General features: G+C 70.6%; 22 protein-coding genes. 19 read left to right on the top strand and 3 right to left on the bottom strand.

Annotation, left to right across the window (positions count from 1 at the left end):
- Positions 1–41: 41 nt before the first annotated feature.
- Genes IZR02_RS09775 through IZR02_RS09760 form a run of 4 tightly spaced genes read left to right on the top strand, consistent with a single transcriptional unit; the run spans position 42 to position 4,963 of the window.
- Entirely contained in the window at positions 42–1,655 is a 1,614-nt protein-coding gene (locus IZR02_RS09775; RefSeq protein ID WP_025104986.1) for an ABC transporter substrate-binding protein, read from the top strand.
- Between the two features lie 46 nt (positions 1,656–1,701).
- Positions 1,702–2,649, top strand: coding sequence for an ABC transporter permease (locus IZR02_RS09770; protein ID WP_025104985.1), 948 nt, complete (start codon positions 1,702–1,704; stop codon positions 2,647–2,649).
- Positions 2,646–3,458, top strand: a complete 813-nt coding sequence (locus tag IZR02_RS09765; protein WP_025104984.1) for an ABC transporter permease — start codon at positions 2,646–2,648, stop codon at positions 3,456–3,458. The genes IZR02_RS09770 and IZR02_RS09765 overlap by 4 nt, the downstream gene beginning before the upstream one ends.
- Entirely contained in the window at positions 3,455–4,963 is a 1,509-nt protein-coding gene (locus tag IZR02_RS09760; RefSeq protein WP_025104983.1) for an ATP-binding cassette domain-containing protein, read from the top strand. Before IZR02_RS09765 ends, IZR02_RS09760 begins: the two co-directional genes overlap by 4 nt.
- On the opposite strand, the gene IZR02_RS09755 is transcribed toward IZR02_RS09760, so the two are convergent.
- Positions 4,953–5,594, bottom strand: coding sequence for a pentapeptide repeat-containing protein (locus tag IZR02_RS09755; protein WP_025104982.1), 642 nt, complete (start codon positions 5,592–5,594; stop codon positions 4,953–4,955). The genes IZR02_RS09760 and IZR02_RS09755 overlap by 11 nt on opposite strands.
- A 381-nt stretch (positions 5,595–5,975) precedes the next feature.
- Here IZR02_RS09755 and IZR02_RS09750 point away from each other — a divergent pair, with 381 nt between their 5' ends.
- The 5 genes from IZR02_RS09750 (at position 5,976) to ndk (ending at position 12,724) form a co-directional block, all read left to right on the top strand.
- Positions 5,976–6,827, top strand: a complete 852-nt coding sequence (locus IZR02_RS09750) for an endonuclease domain-containing protein (protein ID WP_240183581.1) — start codon at positions 5,976–5,978, stop codon at positions 6,825–6,827.
- 312 nt (positions 6,828–7,139) lie between these two features.
- Positions 7,140–10,544, top strand: a complete 3,405-nt coding sequence (gene ileS / locus IZR02_RS09745; RefSeq protein ID WP_217316406.1) for an isoleucine--tRNA ligase — start codon at positions 7,140–7,142, stop codon at positions 10,542–10,544.
- Positions 10,541–11,893, top strand: a complete 1,353-nt coding sequence (locus IZR02_RS09740; protein ID WP_217316405.1) for a bifunctional folylpolyglutamate synthase/dihydrofolate synthase — start codon at positions 10,541–10,543, stop codon at positions 11,891–11,893. The genes ileS and IZR02_RS09740 overlap by 4 nt, the downstream gene beginning before the upstream one ends.
- Positions 11,890–12,306, top strand: coding sequence for a DUF4233 domain-containing protein (locus IZR02_RS09735; protein ID WP_231919630.1), 417 nt, complete (start codon positions 11,890–11,892; stop codon positions 12,304–12,306). The genes IZR02_RS09740 and IZR02_RS09735 overlap by 4 nt, the downstream gene beginning before the upstream one ends.
- A gap of 1 nt (position 12,307) precedes the next feature.
- Positions 12,308–12,724, top strand: coding sequence for a nucleoside-diphosphate kinase (gene ndk / locus IZR02_RS09730; RefSeq protein ID WP_025104977.1), 417 nt, complete (start codon positions 12,308–12,310; stop codon positions 12,722–12,724).
- A 67-nt stretch (positions 12,725–12,791) separates the two neighbouring features.
- Here the strand turns inward: ndk and IZR02_RS09725 are convergent, their stop codons facing one another.
- Entirely contained in the window at positions 12,792–13,403 is a 612-nt protein-coding gene (locus tag IZR02_RS09725; RefSeq protein ID WP_025104976.1) for a vitamin K epoxide reductase family protein, read from the bottom strand.
- A 282-nt stretch (positions 13,404–13,685) separates the two neighbouring features.
- On the opposite strand from IZR02_RS09725, the gene IZR02_RS09720 reads away from it, so the two are divergent.
- A complete protein-coding gene (locus IZR02_RS09720) occupies positions 13,686–16,139 on the top strand; it encodes an Rne/Rng family ribonuclease (protein ID WP_025104975.1) in 2,454 nt (817 codons plus the stop codon).
- Here IZR02_RS09720 and IZR02_RS09715 read toward each other — a convergent pair.
- Complete coding sequence (locus tag IZR02_RS09715; RefSeq protein ID WP_025104974.1) at positions 16,101–16,370, bottom strand: DUF4031 domain-containing protein; 270 nt, start codon at positions 16,368–16,370, stop codon at positions 16,101–16,103. The two genes, IZR02_RS09720 and IZR02_RS09715, sit on opposite strands and share 39 nt — an antisense overlap.
- A 213-nt stretch (positions 16,371–16,583) precedes the next feature.
- Between IZR02_RS09715 and rplU the strand changes: the two genes are divergently transcribed.
- The 9 genes from rplU (at position 16,584) to rsfS (ending at position 23,147) form a co-directional block, all read left to right on the top strand.
- Positions 16,584–16,892 carry a 50S ribosomal protein L21 gene (rplU, locus tag IZR02_RS09710; protein WP_025104973.1) on the top strand — a complete coding sequence of 103 codons (309 nt, stop codon included), beginning with the start codon at positions 16,584–16,586 and terminating at the stop codon, positions 16,890–16,892.
- A gap of 18 nt (positions 16,893–16,910) precedes the next feature.
- Positions 16,911–17,168, top strand: coding sequence for a 50S ribosomal protein L27 (rpmA, locus tag IZR02_RS09705; RefSeq protein WP_025104972.1), 258 nt, complete (start codon positions 16,911–16,913; stop codon positions 17,166–17,168).
- A gap of 98 nt (positions 17,169–17,266) precedes the next feature.
- Positions 17,267–18,766 (top strand): GTPase ObgE, encoded by a 1,500-nt coding sequence (obgE, locus tag IZR02_RS09700; RefSeq protein ID WP_025104971.1) that lies wholly within the window; start codon positions 17,267–17,269, stop codon positions 18,764–18,766.
- Entirely contained in the window at positions 18,763–19,548 is a 786-nt protein-coding gene (gene proB, locus IZR02_RS09695; protein ID WP_025104970.1) for a glutamate 5-kinase, read from the top strand. The genes obgE and proB overlap by 4 nt, the downstream gene beginning before the upstream one ends.
- Before the next feature lie 9 nt (positions 19,549–19,557).
- Complete coding sequence (locus tag IZR02_RS09690; protein ID WP_025104969.1) at positions 19,558–20,811, top strand: glutamate-5-semialdehyde dehydrogenase; 1,254 nt, start codon at positions 19,558–19,560, stop codon at positions 20,809–20,811.
- 67 nt (positions 20,812–20,878) lie between these two features.
- The gene (locus IZR02_RS09685) at positions 20,879–21,100 is read left to right on the top strand and encodes a hypothetical protein (RefSeq protein WP_025104968.1); all 222 of its coding nucleotides are present in this window, start codon (positions 20,879–20,881) and stop codon (positions 21,098–21,100) included.
- A gap of 6 nt (positions 21,101–21,106) precedes the next feature.
- On the top strand, positions 21,107–21,709 hold the full coding sequence (gene nadD / locus IZR02_RS09680) for a nicotinate-nucleotide adenylyltransferase (protein ID WP_029989831.1): 603 nt from the start codon (positions 21,107–21,109) through the stop codon (positions 21,707–21,709).
- Complete coding sequence (locus IZR02_RS09675) at positions 21,706–22,767, top strand: hypothetical protein (protein WP_025104966.1); 1,062 nt, start codon at positions 21,706–21,708, stop codon at positions 22,765–22,767. Before nadD ends, IZR02_RS09675 begins: the two co-directional genes overlap by 4 nt.
- Positions 22,767–23,147 (top strand): ribosome silencing factor, encoded by a 381-nt coding sequence (gene rsfS / locus IZR02_RS09670; protein WP_025104965.1) that lies wholly within the window; start codon positions 22,767–22,769, stop codon positions 23,145–23,147. Before IZR02_RS09675 ends, rsfS begins: the two co-directional genes overlap by 1 nt.

The following is a 23,147-nucleotide window of genomic DNA, read 5'->3' as shown; positions in this document are numbered from 1 at the left end:
AGGATGGAGACATCCCGACCCGTCCGTTCTGAGGAATCCCCATGCCCGCCACCCCTGTGCGTCGCCTCCTGCCCCTCGCCGCGCTCGCCGCCGCCACCGCCCTGGTGCTGACCGCGTGCGCCGGCCCGTCCACGGAGAGCGACGGCGGTGAGCTCGTGTGGTCGATCGAGGGCGCGAACCTGTCCGCGGGGCACATGGACCCGCAGGTGAGCCAGCTCGACGTCTCCGGCATGGTGCAGCGCGCGGTGCTCGACTCCCTGGTGTTCCAGGAGGACGACGGCACGTTCAGCCCGTGGCTCGCGAAGAGCTGGGACGTCTCGCCGGACAGCACGGAGTACACCTTCACGCTGCGCGACGACGTGACCTTCACCGACGGCGAGCCGTTCGACGCGGAGGCCGTGAAGGCGAACTTCGACCGGATCGTCGACCCGGAGACCGCCTCGGCCCAGGCGGCGAGCATGCTCGGTGCGGACTTCTACGCCGGCACCGAGGTCGTCGACGACCACACGGTGAAGGTCTCGTTCACGCAGCCGTATGCGCCGTTCCTGCAGGCGGCCAGCACCCCGCAGCTCGGCTTCTACTCGCCGGCCGTGCTCGCCGAGTCGGCCGACAAGCTCAAGGCGGGCGGCCCCGACGTCACGGTCGGCACCGGACCCTTCGTGCTCACCGAGTACACCGCCGACCAGGAGATCGTCTACACGCGCAACGACGACTACGCCTGGGGTCCGCACGAGACGAAGGCTCCGGCGTTCGAGACGCTGCGCGTGCAGATCCAGCCGGAGGCGTCGGTGCGTACCGGAGTGATCGAGAGCGGCGAAGCCGACCTCGCCAGTAACATCCCGCCGAACCAGGTCGCCGGTCTGGACGACGCCGGCGTCACGGTCGACTCGGTGGAGTACCCCGGACTGCCCTACTCGCTCTACCTGAACGAGAAGTACGGCGTCTTCGCCGACGAGAAGGTGCGGCAGGCGTTCGCCCGCGGCATCGACGTCGACGCGGCGGTCGAGGAGATCTACTTCGGGCAGTTCCCGCGGGCGTGGAGCGTCCTCGGCAGCACGACCCCGGGCTATGACGCGTCGCTGGAGGACTCCTGGCCGTTCGATCAGGACGCCGCGAACGCCCTGCTCGACGAGGCCGGCTGGACGGAGCGCGACGCCGACGGCATCCGCATGAAGGACGGCGAGCGCCTGTCCGTGCGATGGATCGCCTGGACCCCGGTCCCCGACGACCGCGCGGCGCTGGCCAACGCGATCCAGTCGGATCTCAAGGCCATCGGCTTCGAGGTGCAGCGCGAGGAGCTGGAGCCCGGTGCCTACAACGCCCAGTACGAGCCGAAGACGTTCGACCTCACCGACTGGGGCTTCTCCGGCGTGGATGCCGACTTCCTCCGTGCGCACCTGCACACCGACGGCTTCCAGAACGCCTCGCAGGTGAGCGACCCGGAGATCGACGCGCTCCTGGAAGAGGCCGTCGCGTCGAGCGACCAGGACGCCCGCAACGAGCTCTACACGCAGCTGCAGGAGTGGAACGCGGAGTACACGGCCATCGTCCCGCTCTACAGCCCCTCGGCGATCACAGCGGTCGGCGAGCGCGTGCAGGGTCTGGACTACGACCTCTACGGGCGGCCGCTCTTCTACGATGTGAGACTCGGCTGACATCCGGCGGCCGTCGTTTCGAGGGAGCGGGCGGAGTGATCGAACCGTGAAGGCGGTGCTCGGCCGCGCCCTCGGGCTCCTCGCCTCGGTGGTCATCGTGCTGTGGGGCGCCGCGACGGTGGCGTTCCTGGCCTTCCGGGTGATCCCCGGCGACCCGGTCTCGGTGATGCTGGGGCCGCAGGCGCAGGTGAGCGAGGCGGTCAAGGACGGCATCCGCGCCGATCTCGGTCTCGACCGCCCGCCGCTGGAGCAGTACGTCGGCTTCATCGGGCAGCTCGCCCGGGGTGACCTCGGCGAGTCGTACCAGCTGCGGCTGCCGGTGACCGAGGTCATCGGACGGCAACTGGGCGCGACCGTGCAGCTCTCGGCCCTGGCGCTGGGGATCGCCGTCGTCCTCGCCCTCGCGGTGGCGGTCTTCGTGCGGGGCCGTGTCGGGCGCACGGTGGCCGCCGGCGTCGAGCTCGTGGTGCTCTCCTCGCCGGTGTTCTGGATCGGGCTGCTGCTGCTCAGCGTCTTCGCGTTCGGTCTCGGCTGGTTCCCCGTCTCGGGCACCCGCAATCCGGCGACCATCGTCCTCCCGGCGATCACGCTCGCCCTCCCGGTGGCGGCACTGCTCAGCCAGGTGCTGCGTGATGGGCTGATGCAGGCGGAACGGATGCCCTTCGCGGAGACGGTGCGTGCGCGGGGTGCCGGACCCACCTGGTTCACGCTGCGGCACGGGGTGCGCCACGGCGCCGCGTCGGCGGTCACCCTCGCGGCCTACCTCACCGGCTCGGTCCTCGGGGGTGCGCTTCTCGTCGAGACCGTGTTCGCCCGGCCCGGCCTGGGGCGGGTCACCCTCGCCGCCATCAACGACCGCGATCTCCCCGTCCTCACCGGGATCATCCTGCTGAGCGCTCTCGTGTTCGTCGTCATCAACGTGGTGGTGGAGCTCGTGCATCCGCTGATCGACCCCCGTGTCGCCGCCTCCTCCCGACCCGGAGTCGTCCGATGAGTCGGGGGCAGCGGATCCTGCTGGGCTCCGCCGCGGTCGTGCTGGTCGTGGTCGCCGTCGCCGCCCTGTGGCCGGGGCTGCTCGCCACGCACGATCCGCTGCAGACGGAGGTCCGGGCCGCTCTGCTGCCGCCGAGCGCCGAGCACCTCTTCGGCACCGATCAGAGCGGCCGCGACGTGTACTCCCGCGTGGTGTTCGGCGCGGGGCGCTCGGTCGGGATCGGGCTTCTCGCCACCGCCATCGCCCTCGCCGCGGGCCTGCTCGTGGGGGCGCTCGCCGGCATGTCGCCTCGGGGTGTGGACGTCACGCTCATGCGCATCAACGACGTGCTCATGGCGTTCCCGGAGTTCCTGGTGGCGCTCGTCGTGGTGGCCGTGCTGGGTCCGGGACCGGTGAACATCGCCATCGCGGTGACGCTGGCCGCCGCACCCGTGTACGTGCGCCTCGCCCGCGTGCAGACCAGGACGCTGCGCGTGGCCGAGCATGTCGAGGCCGCCCGGATCCTCGGCGTGCCGCCGCTGCGGGCGTTCCGCCGCCACGTCGTGCCCGGGGTGCTGGGTGCGCTGAGCGTGCTGGCGACCATCGGCATCGGGTCGAGCATCCTCGCCGCCGCCGGACTGAGCTTCCTGGGCCTCGGGCCGTCCGAGCCGACCCCGGAGTGGGGCCTCATGCTCGCCGGCGGGCGCAATGTGCTCGGACAGGCCTGGTGGGTGTCGGTCTTCCCCGGACTCGCGATCACGCTGACGGTGGTGTGCGCGACGGTGGTCGGACGCATCCTCCGAGCGCGGGCGGACGGGAGGGACGCATGAGTGCGGCGCTGGAGGTCGAGGGGCTGCGGATCGCCTTCGCGGGGACTCCCGTCGTGGAGGACGTCTCGTTCACGGTGGACGCCGGCGAGTGCGTGGCGATCGTGGGGGAGTCGGGGGCGGGGAAGTCGCTCTCGGCCCGCGCTCTGCTCGGCCTCACGCCGCCGACGGCAGACGTCGCCGTCGACCGGCTCCGCATCGACGGGGTGGACGCCGCCACCCTGACCGAGCGCGGCTGGCGGCGGCTCCGGGGGACCAGGATCGGCCTCGTCTCGCAGGACGCCCTCGTGTCACTGGACCCGTTGCGACGGATCGCGGACGAGATCGCCGAGCCGCTGCGGCTGCACCGCCTCGTGCGCGGGCGCGCGGCCCTCGCCGCGCGGGTGCGGGAGCTTCTCGGACGGGTGTGGATGCCCGACCCCGACCGCCGTGCACGGCAGCGTCCGCAGGAGCTCTCCGGAGGATTGCGGCAGCGCGCGCTCATCGCCTCGGCGCTCGCCGGGAACCCCGCGGTGCTCGTCGCTGATGAGCCCACCACGGCCCTGGACGCGACCGTGCAGGCCCGGATCCTCGTGCTGCTGCGGGAGATCGCCGACGACGGCACCGCCGTGGTGTTCATCAGCCACGACTTCGCGGCCGTGCGGCGGGTGGCGGATCGCGTGCTCGTGATGAAGGACGGCCGGATCGTGGAGTCCGGCCCGGTCGCGGAGGTGCTCGCCGCCCCCCAGCACCCGTACACGCGGCAGCTCATCGCGGCGACGATGCATGAGCCGCGGGAGGAGCGTGCGGCGTCCTCGGACGTCGTGGTCGTCGCCGAGGAGGTGTCCAAGGCGTTCGGCGGGGTGGCCGCCGTCGTCGACGCCTCGTTCACGGTGTCTGCCGGTCGGACGCTGGGCATCGTCGGCGAATCCGGATCGGGCAAGACGACCCTCGCCCGGATGCTGGTGGGCGTCGAGAGGCCGGACACCGGAGTGCTGCGCTGGACCGGAACGCCGCGCGTGCAGCTCGTGCACCAGAACCCGCTCGGCGCCTTCGACCCGCGGTGGACGGTCGGGCGGTCGCTGGAGGAGGCACTGGAGGCGGGAGGGGTGCCGCGTGGTGCGCGTCGGAAGCGGGTGGCGGCGCTGCTCGCGGAGGTCGGGCTCGATGCGAGTCTGGCGGCCCGACGGCCGGCGGCGCTGTCGGGCGGGCAGCGGCAACGGGCGGCCCTGGCCCGCGCTCTCGCGGCGGACCCGGACGTGCTGGTGCTGGACGAGCCCGTCTCCGCCCTCGACCCCTCGGTGCGCGAGCGGGTGCTCCGGCTCCTCGGGCGGGTGCAGGAGGAGCGGCGGCTCACGATGGTCTTCGTCTCCCACGACCTCGACGTCGTCGGCGCCGTCGCGGACGACGTCCTGGTCATGCAGGACGGCCGGATCGTCGAGCAGGGGCCCACGGCGGCGGTGTTCGCGGCGCCGCAGCATCCGTTCACCCGGGAGCTGCTCGCGGCCAGCGGCCCCGTCAGTCCGTGACGGTGATCCCGAGCCCGGCCGCCATCACCGGGGCGAGCTGCTGCACCTGCACCGACGAGAGCGTGGTGCCGCGCAGGCTCTGGACGTCGAGGTAGGAGAGCGCGTCGAGGCCGCGGAGGTCCACGTCCTTCGCGCGCAGGCCCCGGGGGTCGACCTCGTCGCTGCGCGTGGCCTGGAACCGGACGCGTGTCAGTTCGGCCTGCGGGATGTCGATCGTGCGGACGGCGCATCCCACGACGTCGACGTCTTCGGCGCGGGCGGCGCCCAGGTTCAGGTAGTCGATGCGCACGTCCCGCAGCTCGAGCTCGGCCACGCGGGCGTCACCGAGGTCGAGGGTCCCGATGCGGCCGCCCGTGATCCGGAGTCGACGGATGCTCGCGTTCCGCAGCCGGAGCGACGCGATGCGCGGTTCGGGCAGGTCGACGTCGAGGAGCGTGGCCCCGGTGAGGTCGATGCTGTCGGCGTCCGCCTGGACCGCGCACTGCTCGAGCGTGGCGTACGCGAGGTCGACGGTGCCCGTGAGCTCCAGCGCGGCGGCGAGGAGGTCGGCCCGGCGCGCGGCTTCACGGGGCTCCAGCACGGGCGGGAGGTCGGGCGCGGACACACGGGGTGCGGTCGGGGAGTTCGGCATCCTCCGAGGCTATGTCCTCGCTCCGACACCCTCACTCCGTCCTGCTCCGGTCCCAGGTCGCAGATCCTCACCGTGTCGCCCCCTCTCGCGCAGCCCCTGCGACAGGAGTCCCAATCTGCGACCTGGCCCCGGCCCACCGCGGCCCTGACCCAGCTCCGTGGCTCCGGGCCTCAGCCTGCGAGAGATCGCTGATCTGCGCCGCGTCGCAGGCCCTCGGCGGGTTCCTCCGACGTGGGCGGGAATCTGCGACATCGAGCGGGGGTCCGGAGGAGAGGGACTCGGGCTGCACGGGAGGGGGTGTGGGGGGAGTTGTGCACAGGGAATGGGAGGAGCTGGCCGGGGTGGGGAGCACGGGAGGGGATGGGGAGCAGCATCGGGGGCATGAACGGGATGAGGCGGGCACGGCTGCTGCAGGCGATGCGCGAGGTCGACGGAGTCGCGCGGGTCGAGCGGCTCCGGGAATACGGGGTCAGCCGGTACGACCTCGAGACGGCGGTCTCGGAGCGGATGATCCAGCGGGTGCGGGTGGGGTGGGTGGCGCTGCCCGACGCCGATCCGCGTCGGGTGACCGCGGCGCAACACGGTGTTCTGCTGACGTGCGTGACGCAGGCGCGGCGGCTGGGCATCTGGGTGCACGACGAGAGACCGCGCCTTCACCTCGCGGCCAGCCCGGGCAGCCGGGGCGGGAAGCCGCCGGAGGCCCGCGTGCACTGGGCTCGGCCTCTGGTCCCGCGACACCCCGATGCCCTGGAGGACCCGATCGAGAACGTGCTGAGCCTGGTGTCCACGTGCGAGCCGTACGAACAGGCGCTCGCGACCTGGGAGTCGGCATTGAACAAGGGGCTCGTCGATCGAGAGAGCCTGCTCCGACTCCGCTGGGGACCGCGCGCGCGGCGGCTCCTGGCCGAGGCGCTGCCGTTCGCGGATGCGGGGCTCGAGACCTACCTGCGCGTGCGACTGCGCTGGCTCCGGCTGCCGCTGCGCTTCCAGACGTGGATCGCCGGGCACCGAGTGGACGCCCTGATCGGCGAGCGGCTCGTGCTGCAGATCGACGGCGGCACGCATGTCGGAGCCCAGCGCGACCAGGACAACCGCCACGAGGCGGAGCTGAAGCTGCGCGGCTACCACGTCATCCGTCTGGGCTACCACCAGGTGATGGACGAGTGGCCCGCGGTGCAGGACCTCGTCATGCGCGCCGTCGCCCAGGGACTGCATCGTGCTCGCACGGCGTGATGTCGCAGATCCCGCCCCGGGTCGCAGGGATGTCCCCGGGTCCTGCGACGTCGAAGAGAATCCGCGGGAGGAGGAGCACGCGTACAATGGGCACACGAGCATCGATCCGGCCATCACCGGGGAGCTCTCGGAAGAACGGTCCGGCGACGGACTCAGTAGAACCGAGCGGGGCAGGCCCGTCACAGCCGCAGTGAGAGTGGTCCGTGGGTCTCTGAGCTTGTCGAGGGGACGCAGGGGCACGCGAGGTGGTACCGCGGTCCGCGAGGATCGTCCTCGCAGCAGCATCCGCCACGACGACCACTGCGAGAGACCATGACCTACCCGCGCTCCTCCTTCGGCCCCGCCGCCGACCAGGCCACCACTGTGGCGCCGAGCCCCCGCTTCCCGCAGATCGAGGAGGAGGTGCTCGACTTCTGGAAGACCGACGACACCTTCCGCGCCTCCATCGAGCAGCGCGAAGGCGCTCCCGAGTGGGTGTTCTACGACGGCCCTCCCTTCGCGAACGGTCTGCCGCACTACGGCCACCTGCTCACGGGCTACGCGAAGGACGTGTTCCCGCGCTTCCAGACCATGATCGGGCACAAGGTCGACCGCGTCTTCGGATGGGACACCCACGGGCTCCCCGCCGAGCTCGAGGCGATGAAGCAGCTCGGGATCACCGAGAAGAGCGAGATCGAGGAGATGGGGATCGACGTCTTCAACGAGAAGGCGCGCTCCTCGGTCCTGAAGTACACGCGGGAGTGGGAGGACTACGTCACCCGCCAGGCCCGGTGGGTGGACTTCGAGCGCGGCTACAAGACGCTCGACCTCGGCTACATGGAGAGCGTGCTCTGGGCCTTCAAGACCCTGTACGACAAGGGGCTCGCCTACGAGGGCTACCGTGTGCTCCCGTACTGCTGGCGCGATGAGACGCCGTTGTCCGCCCACGAGCTGCGCATGGACGACGACGTCTACCAGATGCGACAGGACCCGTCGGTCACGGTCACCTTCCCGCTCACCGGCGCCAAGGCCGAGGCGCTCGGGCTCACCGGCGTGCGCGCCCTCGCCTGGACGACGACCCCGTGGACCCTGCCGACCAACCTCGCGCTCGCCGTGGGGCCGGACATCGAGTACGTCGTGCTGCCCGCCGGTCCCGCCGGCGCCTCCGACGTGCACCAGGGGCGCGCCGCTCCCTCGGCCGACCAGCTCGCGGTCGAGGCCTCTGCGCACCGCTACCTGCTCGCGAAGGATCTGCTCGGCGGGTACGCCAAGGATCTCGGTTACGAGAGCCCGGAGGACGCGCTCGCCGCGGTCGACGCCACGCTGCGCGGTGCGGAGCTGGCCGACGTCACCTACGACCGCCTGTTCGACTACTACGCGGACGAGGAGACCTACGGCACGGGGAACGCCTGGCGCATCCTCGTCGACGACTACGTCACCACCACCGACGGCACCGGCATCGTCCACCAAGCACCCGCCTACGGTGAGGACGACCAGCGCGTCGCCGGCGCTGCGGGCATCCCGACGATCCTGTCCCTCGACGACGGCGGGCGCTTCCTCCCGAACGTCACGGATGTCGCGGGCGAGCTGTGGATGGACGCGAACACCCCGCTCGTGCGGATCATCCGCGACAACGGTCGCCTGGTCCGGCTGCAGAGCTACGAGCACTCCTACCCGCACTGCTGGCGCTGCCGGAACCCCCTCATCTACAAGGCCGTGTCGAGCTGGTTCATCCGGGTCACCGACATCAAGGACGACCTCCTCGCGAACAACGAGCAGATCACCTGGGTGCCGGAGAACGTGAAGGAGGGGCAGTTCGGCAAGTGGCTCGAGGGCGCCCGCGACTGGTCGATCAGCCGCAACCGCTACTGGGGCTCGCCCATCCCGATCTGGAAGAGCGACGACCCGGAGTACCCGCGCGTCGACGCCTACGGCTCGCTGGAGGAGCTGGAGCGCGACTTCGGCACGCTGCCGCGCAACCCCGAGGGCGAGGTGGACCTGCACCGCCCCTACATCGACGATCTGACCAGGCCGAACCCCGACGACCCCACGGGCAAGAGCACGATGCGGCGCATCGGCGACGTCTTCGACGTGTGGTTCGACTCCGGCTCGATGCCCTACGCCCAGGTGCACTATCCGTTCGAGAACCAGGAGTGGTTCGACTCGCACTCCCCGGCCGACTTCATCGTGGAGTACATCGGCCAGACCCGCGGCTGGTTCTACGTCATGCACGTGCTCTCGACGGCGTTGTTCAACCGCCCGGCGTTCACGGGCGTCAGCTGCCACGGCATCGTGCTCGGCAGCGACGGCTACAAGATGTCGAAGTCGCTGCGGAACTACCCCGACGTGTCCGAGGTTCTGGACCGCGACGGGTCCGACGCGATGCGCTGGTTCCTGATGTCGAGCGCAGTGCTCCGTGGCGGCAACCTCATCGTCACCGAGGAGGGCATCCGGTCCGGCGTGCGGGAGTTCCTGCTGCCGCTGTGGAACTCGTGGTACTTCTTCGCGACGTATGCGAATGCTTCGACAGGCTCGGCACCCCAGGGAGGCGGGTACGAGGCGTCGTGGCGCACCGACTCGACCGACGTCCTCGACCGGTACATCCTCGCGCGGCTGGGCGACCTCGTCCGCGAGGTCCGGGCCGATCTGGAGGGTCTGGACTCGACCACCGCGTCCGCGCGACTGCGCGACTTCGGCGAGGTGCTGACGAACTGGTACATCCGCCGTTCGCGCGACCGGTTCTGGGTGGGCGTGACGGACGACCCGAAGAGCCGCGAGGCGTTCGACACCCTGTACACCGTGCTGGAGACGCTGTGCCGCGTGGCCGCGCCGCTCGTCCCGCTGATCAGCGAGCGCGTGTGGCAGGGTCTCACCGGCGGGCGCAGCGTGCACCTGCAGGACTGGCCGGATGCGGATCAGTTCCCTGCCGCCGACGAGATCCGCGACGCCATGGATGCCGTCCGTGAGCTGTCGAGCGTCGGCAACGCGCTGCGCAAGAAGGAGAAGCTGCGCGTGCGCCTGCCGCTCGCACGGCTCACGGTGGTCTCTCCGCTCGCGGGCGACCTCGGCCAGTTCGAGGACATCCTCCGCGAGGAGCTCAACGTGAAGACCGTCGAGCTCGTCCCGCTGACCGATGAGGCAGCCGGGGAGTATGGCATCAGCCACCGGCTGAGCGTGAACGCCCGCGCCGCGGGTCCGCGCCTCGGCAAGGACGTGCAGAAGGCCATCCAGGCCGCGCGCTCGGGTGACTGGTCCGAGACCGACGGCGTCGTGACCGCCGGCGGCATCGAGCTGGAGCCCGCCGAGTACGACCTCGTCCTCGAGACCACGGGTCGCCCCGAGGGGGAGGCCCTGGCCATCGTCCCGTCCGGAGGGTTCGTCCTGCTCGACACCGACACGACGCCGGAGCTGGAAGCCGAGGGCATCGCCCGCGACGCCATCCGCGTCGTGCAGGAGGCGCGCAAGAACGCCGGGCTCGACGTCAGCGACCGGATCGTGCTGGCCCTCAACGCCGCTCCCGCGGAGGCGGCGGCGCTGGAGACCCATGCCGACCTCATCGCCGCCGAGACGCTCGCCGTGGCGTTCGCCGTGCAGCCGACCGACGACCTCGACCGGCTCGTCGACGAGGTCACCAGCCCCGGAGACGGCGTGCATCGGAGCGGGGCGAAGGCCCTCGGGGCCGGGAAGGCGCCGCTCCTCGTCACGATCGACACGAACCTGGAGAAGGTGGGCGCATGAGTGCGAGAGACCGGGCCGACGCCGTCTACGAGACGCTGCTGAGCCGTGCCGGGGAACGCTGGGTGCAGCCACGCAAGGAGCGGACGGCGCGGATCCTCGAGTACCTCGACGATCCGCAGCGCACCTACCGCGTCATCCACATCACCGGCACCAACGGCAAGACGTCGACCGCGCGGATGATCGAGAGCCTGCTGCGTGCCCATGACCTGCGCACCGGCCTGTTCACGAGCCCGCACCTGGAGCGCTTCACGGAGCGCATCATGATCGACGGCGAGCCGATCTCCGATGAGGCCGTCGCCGACGCCTGGGACGAGATCGAGCCGTTCGTGGGGATCGTCGACGCCGAGCTCGAGGCGGCGGGGGAGGCCCCGCTGACGTTCTTCGAGCTCCTCACGGTCCTCGCCTTCGTCGCGGTCGCCGACGCACCCGTCGACGTGCTCGTGCTCGAGGTCGGCATGGGCGGGGAGTGGGACTCCACGAACACCGCCGACGGCGACGTGGCGGTGTTCGCTCCGATCGACATCGACCACGCGGACCGCCTGGGAAGCACGATCGCCGAGATCGCCCAGGTCAAGGCCGGCATCATCAAGGAGGGCGCCGCCGTCGTCTCCGCCCACCAGCCCGCCGAGGCCGCCGAGGTGCTGCGCCGCGTGGCCGCGGAGCGCCATGCCACCATCGCCTTCGAAGGCGAGGACTTCGGGCTCGCCGAGCAGAAGCTCGCCGTCGGCGGTCAGCTCCTCACCATCCGGGGCCTCGCGGGGCAGTACGAGGAGGAGTACCTGCCGCTGTACGGCGCGCACCAGGGCCACAACGCCGCGCTGGCCGTCGCCGCCGTCGAGTCGCTCATCGGCGGCGCCGGCCAGGCGATCGCCGGCGGCGTGATCTCCGACGGACTCCAGGGCAGCACGTCTCCCGGCCGCCTGCAGCTCCTCGGCATCGCTCCCACCGTCATCGTCGACGCCGCGCACAACCCGCACGGCGCCGCGGCGCTCGCCCAGGCGCTGGACGACAGCTTCGACTTCGACGAGTGGGGCCTGGTGCTCGGCGTCCTCGCGGACAAGGACGCAGCGGGGATCGTCGCGCGGCTCGCGCCGGCCGCCGCGCACGTCTTCGCGACCGCGCCGGAGTCGGACCGCGCCAGCGATGCCGACCTCATCGCCGATCTCGTCGAACAGGCCGGACGGCGCGCCACCGTGCACCCGTCCCTCGCAGACGCCGCGGACGCGGCCCGGGAATGGGCGGCCTCGTCGGATCGTCGGGCCGTGGTCATCGCCGGCTCCGTCGTGCTCGCGGGCGAGGCGATCGCGCTCTCCGAAGAGGAGGACTGGAAGTCGGGGTGGCGCGCATGAGTGCCGCCGCCGCCCCGCGTCGACCGCGCGCCCCGCGCACCCTCGTGCAGAAGCTCGCCCCGGTGGTGCTCGGCTTCGAGGCGATCGTCGTCTTCCTCGTCGGCCTCACCATCTTCGGCCTGAAGGCTCTGCCGGCGGGCATCGAGCAGTGGTGGGGGATCGTGGGCGGTGCCGTCGTGGCCGTGGCCTGCGTCGTCATCGCGGGCATGATCACGAAGCCCTGGGCGATCCCCGCCGGGTGGATCGTGCAGATCGTGGTCGCGTTGTCGGCCATCGCCGTCCCTGCGGTGCTTCTCGTCGTCCTGATTTTCGGCGGCATGTGGGCGTATGCGACCATCATGGGGGCACGCCTGGACGCACGACGCCCGAGCGGGGCTCCGACCGCGCAGAACGCAGACACAGAGAGTGAATGACATGGCCACCGAAGAAACCCTCGTCCTCGTCAAGCCGGACGGTGTCGCCCGCGGCCTCACCGGCACGATCCTCGCCCGCATCGAGGCGAAGGGATACGCCCTCGTCGACATCCGCCTCGTCGAGCCCGACCGCGACCTGCTCGCCGCGCACTACGCCGAGCACGAGGGCAAGCCGTTCTACGAGCCCCTGCTCGAGTTCATGATGTCCGGCCCCTCGGTGGCGATCCGTCTCGCCGGCAACCGTGTCATCGAGGGCTTCCGCTCTCTCGCCGGCACGACCGACCCCACGACCGCCGCGCCCGGCACCATCCGTGGTGACTTCGGTCGCGACTGGGGGCTCCAGGTGCAGCAGAACCTCGTGCACGGCTCGGACAGCCCCGAGTCGGCCGCCCGCGAGCTGGGCATCTGGTTCGACTGATCCCGACCCTCACGACGAAGCCCGTCCGCCGGAATGGCGGACGGGCTTCGTCGTTCTCACGGAGAGATCAGAAGAGGATCTTCGCCATCTCGCCGAGGAAGTCGAGTCCCTGCAGCTGCGCGAGGAAGATGATGAGCGCGTACGCGATGACGGTCGCCAGCGGCACCCACGGCATGAGCTTCTCGGCGCGCGCTCGGACCTTCGCGTTGCTTGTGAAGGTGCCGTTGCGGGCCAGATGGACCATCGTGGCGAAGAAGGTGGGGATCGTCACGGCCCAGGTGACCATGCACCAGGGGCAGAGCACGAAGAGGCTGTACAGGCTCTGCGCGATCAACCAGCACACGAGGCCGAAGGCGAAGGTGATGCCCGCCCCGAACGCCGCCCAGAACCACCGCGGGAACCGCGCCCCGGCGAGGATCGCGACGCCGACGACGAGCGGCGCCATCCAGCCGGTGAGACCGATGATCGGGTTCGGGAAGCCGAACACCGATCCCTGCCACGACTGCAGGTTGACGCTGCACTGGATGAACGGGCTGAGATCGCACCCGAGCGCTTCCTGCGGCTTCTCCAGCAGTGCGAACTTCTCGACGGTGAGCTGGAAGGCGGCGTACCAGCCGATGACGCTCGCGATGATCAACCACACGGCATAGACGACGGGGCGGGTGCGCTGCTCGCTCATGCTCAGGATTATCCCAGCGACGGCTATGGAAAGGGCGAGAACCGCCCGGAGAAAACGGGTGGTGAGCGACGGGATGCCGCGATCGGACCGACTTGGTGCGATAATGACCTGTGATGCGATGAACGGCGTTGCCGCGACACGCGTCGAGCAGACTTCGGGGCCCATGCCCCACGCGACCAGAGCCATGAGCCGGTCGCAGGCCGATTGAGTTCGCGGCACCCGCGGGTGCCGCATGAGATTTCACGGGACACGCAGTGGACCGTGCCAGGGAGCACGCCAGAGATGGCCGATGAGAACAATGACAACAACGCCCCCGCCCTCGACGCCCCGGCTGATGCCGCGGAGCCGCTGACGGCGCCCACCGACGCCGCAGAGCTCGAGGCGGAGAGCGAGGCTCCCGCGGCGCAGGCTCTGACGGAGGATGCTCCTGCCGAGTCCGAGGCTCCCGCGGAGTCGGAAACTCCCGCGGAGTCCGAGGCTCCCGCGGAGTCCGAGGCGCCTGCCGAGCCCGAAACTCCTGCCGAGCCCGAAACTCCTGCCGAGCCCGAAACTCCTGCCGAGTCCGAGGCTCCTGCCGAGCCCGAGGCCCCTGCCGAGCCCGAGGCCCCTGCGCAGCCGGTGAAGCCCGCGGCCGTCACCGCGGTGTCGCTCGGACTGCTGCCCGAGGTCTTCGTGTCGCAGGTGTCGACCCAGCTGCACTTCTATGCACCGGAGATCGTCCCGCTTCCTGCCCGCCCCGGTCGTGACGACCGTACGCCGGAGCGCGACCAGGACGAGTCCGGGGGAGGGCGCCGCGGGCGTCGTCGCCGCGGCGGCTCCGAGGGCGATGACCAGCGCGACGAGCCGCGGCAGCGCCAGCGCGTCGTCGAGTACATCACCGAGCCGAAGGCGATCAAGGGCTCGACGCGCCTCGAGGCCAAGAAGCAGCGCCGTCGTGACGGCCGCGACGCCGGTCGTCGTCGTCCGGTCGTGACCGAGGCCGAGTTCCTCGCACGCCGGGAGTCCGTCGACCGCAAGATGGTCGTGCGCTCCAAGAACGGCCGCACGCAGATCGGGGTGCTGGAGGACGGCGTGCTCGTGGAGCACTACGTCGCCCGCAATCAGGACGCCTCGCTGATCGGCAACGTCTACCTCGGTCGCGTGCAGAACGTGCTTCCCAGCATGGAGGCCGCGTTCGTCGACATCGGTCGCGGCCGCAACGCCGTGCTCTACTCGGGCGAGGTCGACTGGGACGGCGTCGAGACCGGCAACCAGCCCCGTCGCATCGAACTGGCGCTCAAGCCGGGCGATCGCGTGCTCGTCCAGGTCACCAAGGACCCCGTGGGGCACAAGGGCGCCCGCCTCACGAGCCAGATCTCGCTGCCCGGCCGCTACCTGGTGTATGTGCCCGGCGGCTCGATGAACGGCATCAGCCGCAAGCTGCCCGACAACGAGCGCGCGCGACTCAAGCGCATCCTCAAGGAGGTGCTGCCGGAGTCGTCCGGCGTGATCGTCCGCACGGCGGCCGAGGGCGCCACCGAGGAGCAGCTGACCCGCGACGTGCAGCGCCTCACCTCGCAGTGGGAGCACATTCAGAAGCAGGTCGAGAGCCAGCAGGCCCCCGCGCTCCTGCACGCCGAGCCCGACCTGCTCGTGAAGATCGTCCGTGATGTCTTCAACGAGGACTTCACGAAGATGCTCATCCAGGGCGAGGAGTCGCAGCGCACGATCCGGGCGTACCTGGAGAGCGTCGCGCCCGACCTGCTCGAGCGCGTCGAGGCCTATGAGGACGACGTCGACCCGTTCGACGCGTTCCGGATCACCGAGCAGATCGAGAAGGCGTTGGATCGCAAGGTCTGGCTGCCCTCCGGCGGCTCGCTCGTGATCGACCGCACCGAGGCCATGACGGTCGTCGACGTCAACACCGGCAAGTTCGTCGGCTCGGGCGGAAACCTCGAGGAGACCGTCACCAAGAACAACCTCGAGGCCGCGGAGGAGATCGTCCGCCAGCTGCGTCTGCGGGACATCGGCGGCATCATCGTCGTCGACTTCATCGACATGGTGCTGGAGTCCAACCGCGACCTCGTGCTGCGTCGACTCATCGAGTGCCTGAGCCGCGACCGGACGAAGCACCAGGTCGCCGAGGTCACCTCGCTCGGTCTCGTGCAGATGACGCGCAAGAAGCTCGGCCTCGGCCTGCTGGAGACCTTCAGCGAGGCGTGCGAGGTGTGTGCGGGTCGCGGCGTGATCGTCCACCACGACCCGGTCGTGAAGCACCGCGCGAACGGCAACGGCAACAACAACAACAACGGCGGCAACGGCAACGGCGGACGCCGCCAGCGCGGCAACGGCGGCAACGGCAACGGCAACGGCGGCGGAAACCACTCCGCCCCCGCCGCCCCGCCGGTGACCCACAGCATCACCGAGGGGGCCAAGTCGGCCCTCGCGCAGATCGCCGCGTCCACGATCGCGCCTGCCGGTGACGCGGTCGCCGAGGCTCCGGCCGCCGAGCCCGCACCGGCTCCCGCGTCGGAGCGCCCGAAGAAGGCCCGGAAGAAGCGCGGGGACCGCAAGGGGCCGAAGACGCCGACCGAGGAGCTTCTCGACTCGGTCCTGGACGCGCTCCCGGAGCCCAAGGCGCCGGGTCAGGGTCGTGGACGGCGTCGGGTCACCACCGCCGCGCTCTCCGGCACGCCGGTGTCCGTGAGCTCGGAGGCGTCAGTGGCGCCGGTCGCGTCCGCGGACCCGGAGGCCTGACGCGATCAGGCGGGTCACCAGCTCCCTGCCGGAGACGTGCTGTGCACCGCCGGCGATGAGCCGGGGGACCGCGTCCTCAGGGACGTCGTAGTGATCGAGGTCGAAGGCCCGCGCCGGGATCCCGTGGCTGCGCGCGAACGCGTGCAGCTCGTCGAGGTTGTCGTCGCTGACCAGGTGCGCCCACAGGCGTCCGTGGGCGGGCCAGCGGGGGTCGTCGACGAGTACGGTCACTCCGTCAGCCTACGACCGGCCCCGTCACCCGGCTCACTTTGCGAGGTCGTCCGGCATCCGGTAAAGTAGTCCCTTGGTGCGCATGCCGCCTCGTCCTCGACGGCCGAAGCGGAGAGTCTTGCATTCGCGCCCGTCGTACCAGCGACGCATGCAAGCAACAGTCTTCCCGTGAGATTCTCGGAGCCGCGTGCTCCCCAACGAAACAGGTATGAAGTGGTTTACGCAGTAGTGCGCGCCGGTGGCCGGCAGGAGAAGGTCGAGGTCGGCACCATCGTTCAGCTCGACCGTGTTCAGGCTGCCCAGGGCGACAAGATCCAGCTGCCCGCCGTGCTGCTCGTCGACGGCTCCACGGTGACCACCGACGCCGACGCGCTGGCGAAGGTCACCGTCACGGCTGAGGTCGTCGGCAACCTCCGCGGCCCGAAGATCGTCATCCAGAAGTACAAGAACAAGACCGGCTACAAGAAGCGTCAGGGCCACCGCCAGGAGCTCACGCGCGTCAAGATCACCGGCATCAAGTAAGACCGAGGAGACCAGGACATGGCACACAAAAAGGGCGCAAGCTCCACCCGTAACGGTCGTGACTCCAACGCACAGCGCCTCGGCGTGAAGCGCTTCGGCGGTCAGCAGGTCCTCGCCGGCGAGATCATCGTCCGCCAGCGCGGTACCCACTTCCACCCCGGCGCCAACGTCGGCCGTGGTGGCGACGACACGCTGTTCGCTCTGGCCGCCGGTGCGGTCGAGTTCGGCGCGAAGGGCGGCCGCAAGGTCGTCAACATCGTCGCTGCTGCTGAGTGATCACAGCACCACGCTAAACATCCGGTTCGGGGCGGGCTTCGGCTCGCCCCGTCCGTGTATCTGCCGTCAGGCACCCTGAGCAACCGAAGGACTCGCACATGGTCACGTTCGTCGACACCGTCACTCTGCACCTGCGTGCAGGCAAGGGCGGCAACGGCTGCGTCTCCGTGCACCGGGAGAAGTTCAAGCCCCTCGGCGGTCCGGACGGCGGCAACGGCGGCGACGGCGGCGACATCGTGCTCGTCGCCGACACGCAGACCGGCACGCTGCTGTCGTACCACCACTCGCCGCACCGCTCGTCGGGCAACGGCGGACCGGGCATGGGCGACCACCGCTCCGGCTTCGACGGCGAGACCCTGGAGCTTCCCGTCCCGGTCGGCACCGTGGTCAAGAACCCGAACGGCGACGTCCTGATCGACATGATCGAGCCGGGCGAGCGCTTCGTCGTGGCCGCGGGCGGTCAGGGCGGACTGGGCAACGCGGCCCTGGCGACCCCCAAGCGCAAGGCTCCCGGGTTCGCTCTGCTCGGCACCCCGGGCTTCGAGGGCGATGTCGTGCTCGAGCTCAAGACCGTCGCCGACGTGGCCCTCGTGGGCTATCCCTCCGCGGGCAAGTCGAGCCTCATCGGCGCGATCTCGGCCGCACGGCCCAAGATCGCCGACTACCCCTTCACGACGCTGCACCCGAACCTCGGTGTCGTCCAGGTGGAGGACTTCCGCTACACCGTCGCCGATGTGCCCGGCCTCATCGAGGGCGCCAGCGAGGGCCGCGGGCTCGGACTCGAGTTCCTGCGGCACGTGGAGCGCTGCTCCGCCCTGCTGCACGTGCTCGACTGCGCGACGCTGGAGCCGAACCGCGACCCCATCTCCGACCTCGACGTCATCCTCGCCGAGCTGGCCGCGTACGAGGTGCCGGAGGGGCAGACGCCGCTGCTGGAGCGCCCGCAGTTCGTGGCGCTGAACAAGGTCGACGTGCCGGAGGCCCGTGACCTCGCCGACCTCGTGCGTCCTGACCTGGAAGCCCGTGGTTTCCGGGTGTTCGAGATCTCCACGGTCTCGCACGAGGGGCTGCGCCCCCTCACACTCGCGCTCGGCGAGCTGGTCGAGCAGCACCGCAAGGAGACCGCGGTCGAGGCGCCGCGCGAGCGCGTCGTCATCCGGCCGAAGGGCTCCGTGAAGCCGTTCACGATCCGCGTCGAGGGCGGCACCTACGGCAACATCTACCGCATCCTGGGCGAGAAGCCGGTGCGCTGGGTGCAGCAGACCGACTTCCAGAACGAGGAGGCCGTGGGCTACCTCGCCGACCGTCTGGAGAAGCTGGGCGTCGAGGACGAGCTCTTCCGCCTCGGCGCCGTGCAGGGTTCGACCGTCGTCATCGGCGAAGGCGACAGCATCGTCTTCGACTGGGAGCCGACGATGAGCTCCGCCGCCGAGCTCATGACGGCGCCACGCGGCACCGACCCGCGTCTGGCGCCGAACGCCCGCCGCACCACGTCCGAGCGGCGCGAGCAGTACTACGAGCGCATGGACGCCAAGGCGCAGGCGCGCGCGGAGCTGGAGGCCGAGCGCCTGGCCACCTACCGCGAGGACGAGGCGTGACCGCACGCACGCGCGCCGACCTCGCGACGGCGACGCGGATCGTCGTCAAGGTGGGCTCGTCGTCCATCAGCGGCGAGTCGTCCTGGCGCATCCCGGTGCTCGTCGAGGCGCTGGCCGCGGCGCACGCCCGCGGAGCAGAGGTCGTGCTCGTGTCGTCGGGAGCGATCGCGTCCGGCATCCCCTTCCTCCGCCTGGACGCGCGGCCCACCGACCTTGCCACGCAGCAGGCCGCGGCCGCGGTCGGCCAGAACATCCTCGTCTACCGGTATCAGGAGGCCCTGCGGCCCTTCGACATCGTCGCCGGTCAGGTGCTGCTCACCACCGGAGACCTCGAGAACCCGACGTCGCGGTCGAACGCGCGTCGCGCCATGGAGCGTCTGCTGGGGCTGCGCATCCTGCCGATCGTGAACGAGAACGACACCGTTGCGACACAGGAGATCCGCTTCGGCGACAACGACCGGCTCGGCGCTCTCGTCGCCCAGCTCATCGAGGCCGACGCGCTCATCCTCCTCAGCGACATCGAGTCGCTGTACACGCGCCCGCCGAGCGACCCCGGTGCGGAGCCCATCGACATCGTGGCCCCCGACGCCGATCTCTCCGGGCTGGAGTTCGGCGCCACCGTCGTCAACAGCGTCGGCACCGGGGGAGCGGCCACGAAGGTCTCCGCCGCCCGGCTGGCCGCGGCTTCCGGCATCGGCGTCCTCGTGACCAGCGCGGACCTCGTCGCCCAGGCGCTCGCGGGTGCCGACATCGGAACCTGGTTCGAGCCGGCCACCTCCTAGACTGGGCGGATGACCGACCTCACCCCTCAGACGCGCCTGGAGCGGGCCAAGGAGGCCTCGCGGGAGACCGCCGCCCTCACCAGCGACGACAAGGCGCGGGCGCTGGAAGCCGTCGCCGTCGCCCTCGAGGCGAACGCCGCCCGGATCATCGAGGCCAACGAGCGCGATGTCGCGCGCGGGCGTGACGACGGAATCGGCGAGTCCCTCATCGATCGGCTCCGCCTCGACGAGAAGCGGGTGTCGGCTCTCGCAGCCGCCGTCCGGCAGGTGGCCGCGCTGCCCGATCCCGTCGGCCGGGTGGTGGGTGGCCATCGGATGCCCAACGGCGTGGCCCTCGAGCAGGTGCGCGTCCCGTTCGGGGTGGTCGGCGCGATCTACGAGGCGCGTCCCAACGTGACCGTCGACATCGCGGCTCTCGCGCTGCGATCCGGCAATGCCGTGGTCCTGCGCGGAGGCAGCGCCGCGCGCGATTCGAACACGGTGCTCGTCGACGTGATGCGCGCCGCCGTCGGGACGGCGGGCGTGACGCCGGAGGCGATCCAGACCGTCGACGACTTCGGGCGCGACGGGGCGAAGGCGCTCATGCACGGCCGCGGCTTCATCGACGTGCTCGTGCCGCGCGGCAGCGCCGGTCTCATCGAGACCGTCGTGACGGAGTCGACCGTGCCGGTCATCGAGACGGGTGCGGGGAACGTGCACATCCTGCTCGACGAGAGCGCCCCGGACGACTGGGCCTGCGACATCGTCGTGAACGCCAAGGTGCAGCGGCCGAGCGTGTGCAACGCGGTCGAGACGGTCCTCGTGCACCGGCAGGCCGCCCCGCGGCTGATCCCCCTCGTCGCGAGCGCGCTCATGAGCGAGGGCGTGGCGATCCACGGCGACGATGTCGTGGCGGGCCTCGTCGCCAACGTGATCCCGGCCACGGAGGAGGACTGGGCCACCGAGTACCTCAGCCTCGACGTCGCCATGAAGGTGGTCGACAGCCTCGACGACGCTCTCGACCACATCCGCCGCTACAGCACGGGTCACACGGAGTCGATCATCACCACCGACGCGCGCAACGCGGAACGCTTCCTGGCCGAAGTCGACTCCGCGGTCGTGATGGCCAACGCCTCGACCCGGTTCACCGACGGGGCCGAGTTCGGCTTCGGCGCCGAGGTCGGGATCTCGACGCAGAAGCTGCACACGCGCGGTCCGATGGGGCTCGCCGAACTGACCAGTACGAAATGGCTCGCGCGTGGGGCCGGTCAGACGCGCGGGTGAGGGCTAGACTGGGGGACGCTGTATCCCCACAGGACCCCCGAGACAGCACGCCACGAACGGAGTCAGGATGAACCTCGTCGCACAGATCGCGATGGCCGCCGCAGAGACCGAGCACCACGGCAACGTGGCCCTCGACACCCTGATCTTCGGAGTCATCGCCGCGATCGTGTTCGCCGCGCTCGGGATCGTGACGCTGTCGTACAAGAACGTCGCGAACCGTCACTCGGCGAAGGCCGAGGCCTGGGCGGCCAAGCACGGCAAGGACCACGAGGCGGGACACGGCCACTAGGCCCTCATGAGCACCGCGACCACGCGCGCACCGCGCATCGGCGTGATGGGCGGCACCTTCGATCCGATCCATCACGGCCACCTGGTCGCCGCCAGCGAGGTCGCGCACTCGTTCGATCTCGACGAGGTGGTGTTCGTCCCGACGGGTCGCCCGTGGCAGAAGGCGGACGTGACGCCCAGCGAGCACCGCTACCTGATGACCGTGATCGCCACGGCGTCCAATCCGCAGTTCACAGTGAGCAGAGTCGACATCGACCGCGCGGGACCGACGTACACGATCGACACCCTCCGCGATCTCAAGGCCCAGCGTCCGGACGCCGAGCTGTTCTTCATCAGTGGCGCCGATGCCGTGGCGCAAATTCTCAGTTGGAGAGACCATGATGAACTGTGGGAGTTGGCCCACTTCGTCGCGGTCTCCCGCCCAGGACACGTTCTGAGCATCGACGGCCTCCCGAGCGACGACGTCAGCCAGCTCGAGGTGCCGGCGCTGTCGATCTCGTCGACGGACTGTCGTGAGCGTGTCCGTGACGATCAACCGGTCTGGTACCTCGTCCCCGACGGGGTCGTCCAGTACATCGCGAAGCATCATCTGTATCGGAGCAAGGCATGAGCACATCGGATCAGCGAGGTCCGCTGACGCGGAAGCAGCTGCGGGAGATCCGGTTGACGGGATCCACCCCGATCATCAGCGAGGAAGAGGCCAAGGCCGCCGCGGAGTCCGCTCCTCCCGCCCAGCCGCTGCCCCGCGCCGCCGAGCCCGTCGTCGTCCCCCCGGCGCCGGTCGCCGAAGGCCCCGTCGAGCCCGGCGCCGCTCCGCTGACCCGCCGCCAGGCGCGGGAGCAGGAGAAGATCAAGACCGCCTCGGTCCCGGTCCACGGCGCGGAGGATCAGGCCGGGCACGACGTCGCGGCGGATCAGCAGCCGGCGGCACCGACGGAGGAGGACGACGTCGTCGATGACGAGGTCGCCGCGGAGCCCGTCAGCGCCGCCGACGTCGCCGATACCGTCGGCACGGTGCCCCTCGTCGAGGACGAGGGTGCGCAGACGGAGTCGGCTCCGGAGGATCTGTCGGAGGTACTCGGCGTCTCCGCGGAGGACGAGGCCTCGGACGAGGATCTCCTCGAGGAGGAGGTCGACGACGACATCGAGGCGGGCGAGCGCCCGACCGTGAGCCCGACGTTCGGGGAGGGGGTGCTCCAGGAGGATGCACCCGCCGAGCCCGCGCCGTTCCGTCCCTCGTTCGACGAGCTGCTCACCTCGAACGACTCCGGGGGCACCCAGCACTCGGCACCGAACGCCCTGATCTTTACGCCGTCGGCCGGCGAGGGTTCGCTGTCCGGGCCGGTGGCCTCCACGGGCGAGATCCTCGTCACGGGGTCCTACGAACTGCCCAAGGGGCTCGGTTCGCAGGGGCACGCTCACGGCACCACGGACGGCAAAGAGGTCGACGCCGTCCTTATCGACGGGGAACTCCCGCCCGCGTCGTCCCCGACTCCGATCGCGGCGAGCTCCGCGGTCAGCACCATCAAGCCCGCCGGCGAGGTGATCCGTCCGCCGGCACCCGAGAAGGGCAACCGGCTGATGCTGATCGCCGCCATCGTCGCGGGCGCCCTCGCGCTGGGCCTGGGCACGGCCCTGGTCATCGCCTTCACAGGAAACGTCTTCTGATGCAATCACCCGAAACCGCCGAAGAGATGCTGCGCATCGCCGCCGACGCCGCCGTGGCCAAGGGCGGTGAGGACCTCGTCGCACTGAACGTCTCCGAGCCGCTTCCGCTCGTCGACATCTTCCTCCTCGTGACCGGCAACAGCGAGCGGAACGTCGCCGCGATCGCCGACGAGATCGAGGACCGTCTCGTCGAGTCCGGACACAAGCGCGTGCGCCGGGAGGGGCGTGCCGAGGCGCGCTGGGTGCTGCTGGACTTCGGCGACCTCATCGTCCACGTCTTCCACCAGGAGGAGCGGGTCTACTACGGCCTGGAGCGTCTGTGGAAGGATTGCCCGGTCATCCCGCTCGAAGTCGCCGAAGCGTCGGCTGACAACGCCTGA

The sequence above is a fragment of the Microbacterium paraoxydans genome (assembly GCF_019056515.1).
GTDB lineage: Bacteria > Actinomycetota > Actinomycetes > Actinomycetales > Microbacteriaceae > Microbacterium.
This window is presented reverse-complemented; position numbering and strand designations above follow the sequence as displayed.

Coding starts and splice junctions, on each gene's coding strand:
- IZR02_RS09755 (WP_025104982.1), bottom strand. CDS start 5,594: ATGCCGAACTCCCCGACCGCACCCCGTGTGTCCGCGCCCGACCTCCCG.
- ileS (WP_217316406.1), top strand. CDS start 7,140: ATGACCTACCCGCGCTCCTCCTTCGGCCCCGCCGCCGACCAGGCCACC.
- rsfS (WP_025104965.1), top strand. CDS start 22,767: ATGCAATCACCCGAAACCGCCGAAGAGATGCTGCGCATCGCCGCCGAC.
- IZR02_RS09675 (WP_025104966.1), top strand. CDS start 21,706: ATGAGCACATCGGATCAGCGAGGTCCGCTGACGCGGAAGCAGCTGCGG.
- IZR02_RS09720 (WP_025104975.1), top strand. CDS start 13,686: ATGGCCGATGAGAACAATGACAACAACGCCCCCGCCCTCGACGCCCCG.
- IZR02_RS09690 (WP_025104969.1), top strand. CDS start 19,558: ATGACCGACCTCACCCCTCAGACGCGCCTGGAGCGGGCCAAGGAGGCC.
- IZR02_RS09740 (WP_217316405.1), top strand. CDS start 10,541: ATGAGTGCGAGAGACCGGGCCGACGCCGTCTACGAGACGCTGCTGAGC.
- IZR02_RS09725 (WP_025104976.1), bottom strand. CDS start 13,403: ATGAGCGAGCAGCGCACCCGCCCCGTCGTCTATGCCGTGTGGTTGATC.
- IZR02_RS09685 (WP_025104968.1), top strand. CDS start 20,879: ATGAACCTCGTCGCACAGATCGCGATGGCCGCCGCAGAGACCGAGCAC.
- nadD (WP_029989831.1), top strand. CDS start 21,107: ATGAGCACCGCGACCACGCGCGCACCGCGCATCGGCGTGATGGGCGGC.
- IZR02_RS09765 (WP_025104984.1), top strand. CDS start 2,646: ATGAGTCGGGGGCAGCGGATCCTGCTGGGCTCCGCCGCGGTCGTGCTG.
- IZR02_RS09760 (WP_025104983.1), top strand. CDS start 3,455: ATGAGTGCGGCGCTGGAGGTCGAGGGGCTGCGGATCGCCTTCGCGGGG.
- IZR02_RS09775 (WP_025104986.1), top strand. CDS start 42: ATGCCCGCCACCCCTGTGCGTCGCCTCCTGCCCCTCGCCGCGCTCGCC.
- IZR02_RS09735 (WP_231919630.1), top strand. CDS start 11,890: ATGAGTGCCGCCGCCGCCCCGCGTCGACCGCGCGCCCCGCGCACCCTC.
- ndk (WP_025104977.1), top strand. CDS start 12,308: ATGGCCACCGAAGAAACCCTCGTCCTCGTCAAGCCGGACGGTGTCGCC.
- rpmA (WP_025104972.1), top strand. CDS start 16,911: ATGGCACACAAAAAGGGCGCAAGCTCCACCCGTAACGGTCGTGACTCC.
- obgE (WP_025104971.1), top strand. CDS start 17,267: ATGGTCACGTTCGTCGACACCGTCACTCTGCACCTGCGTGCAGGCAAG.
- IZR02_RS09750 (WP_240183581.1), top strand. CDS start 5,976: ATGAACGGGATGAGGCGGGCACGGCTGCTGCAGGCGATGCGCGAGGTC.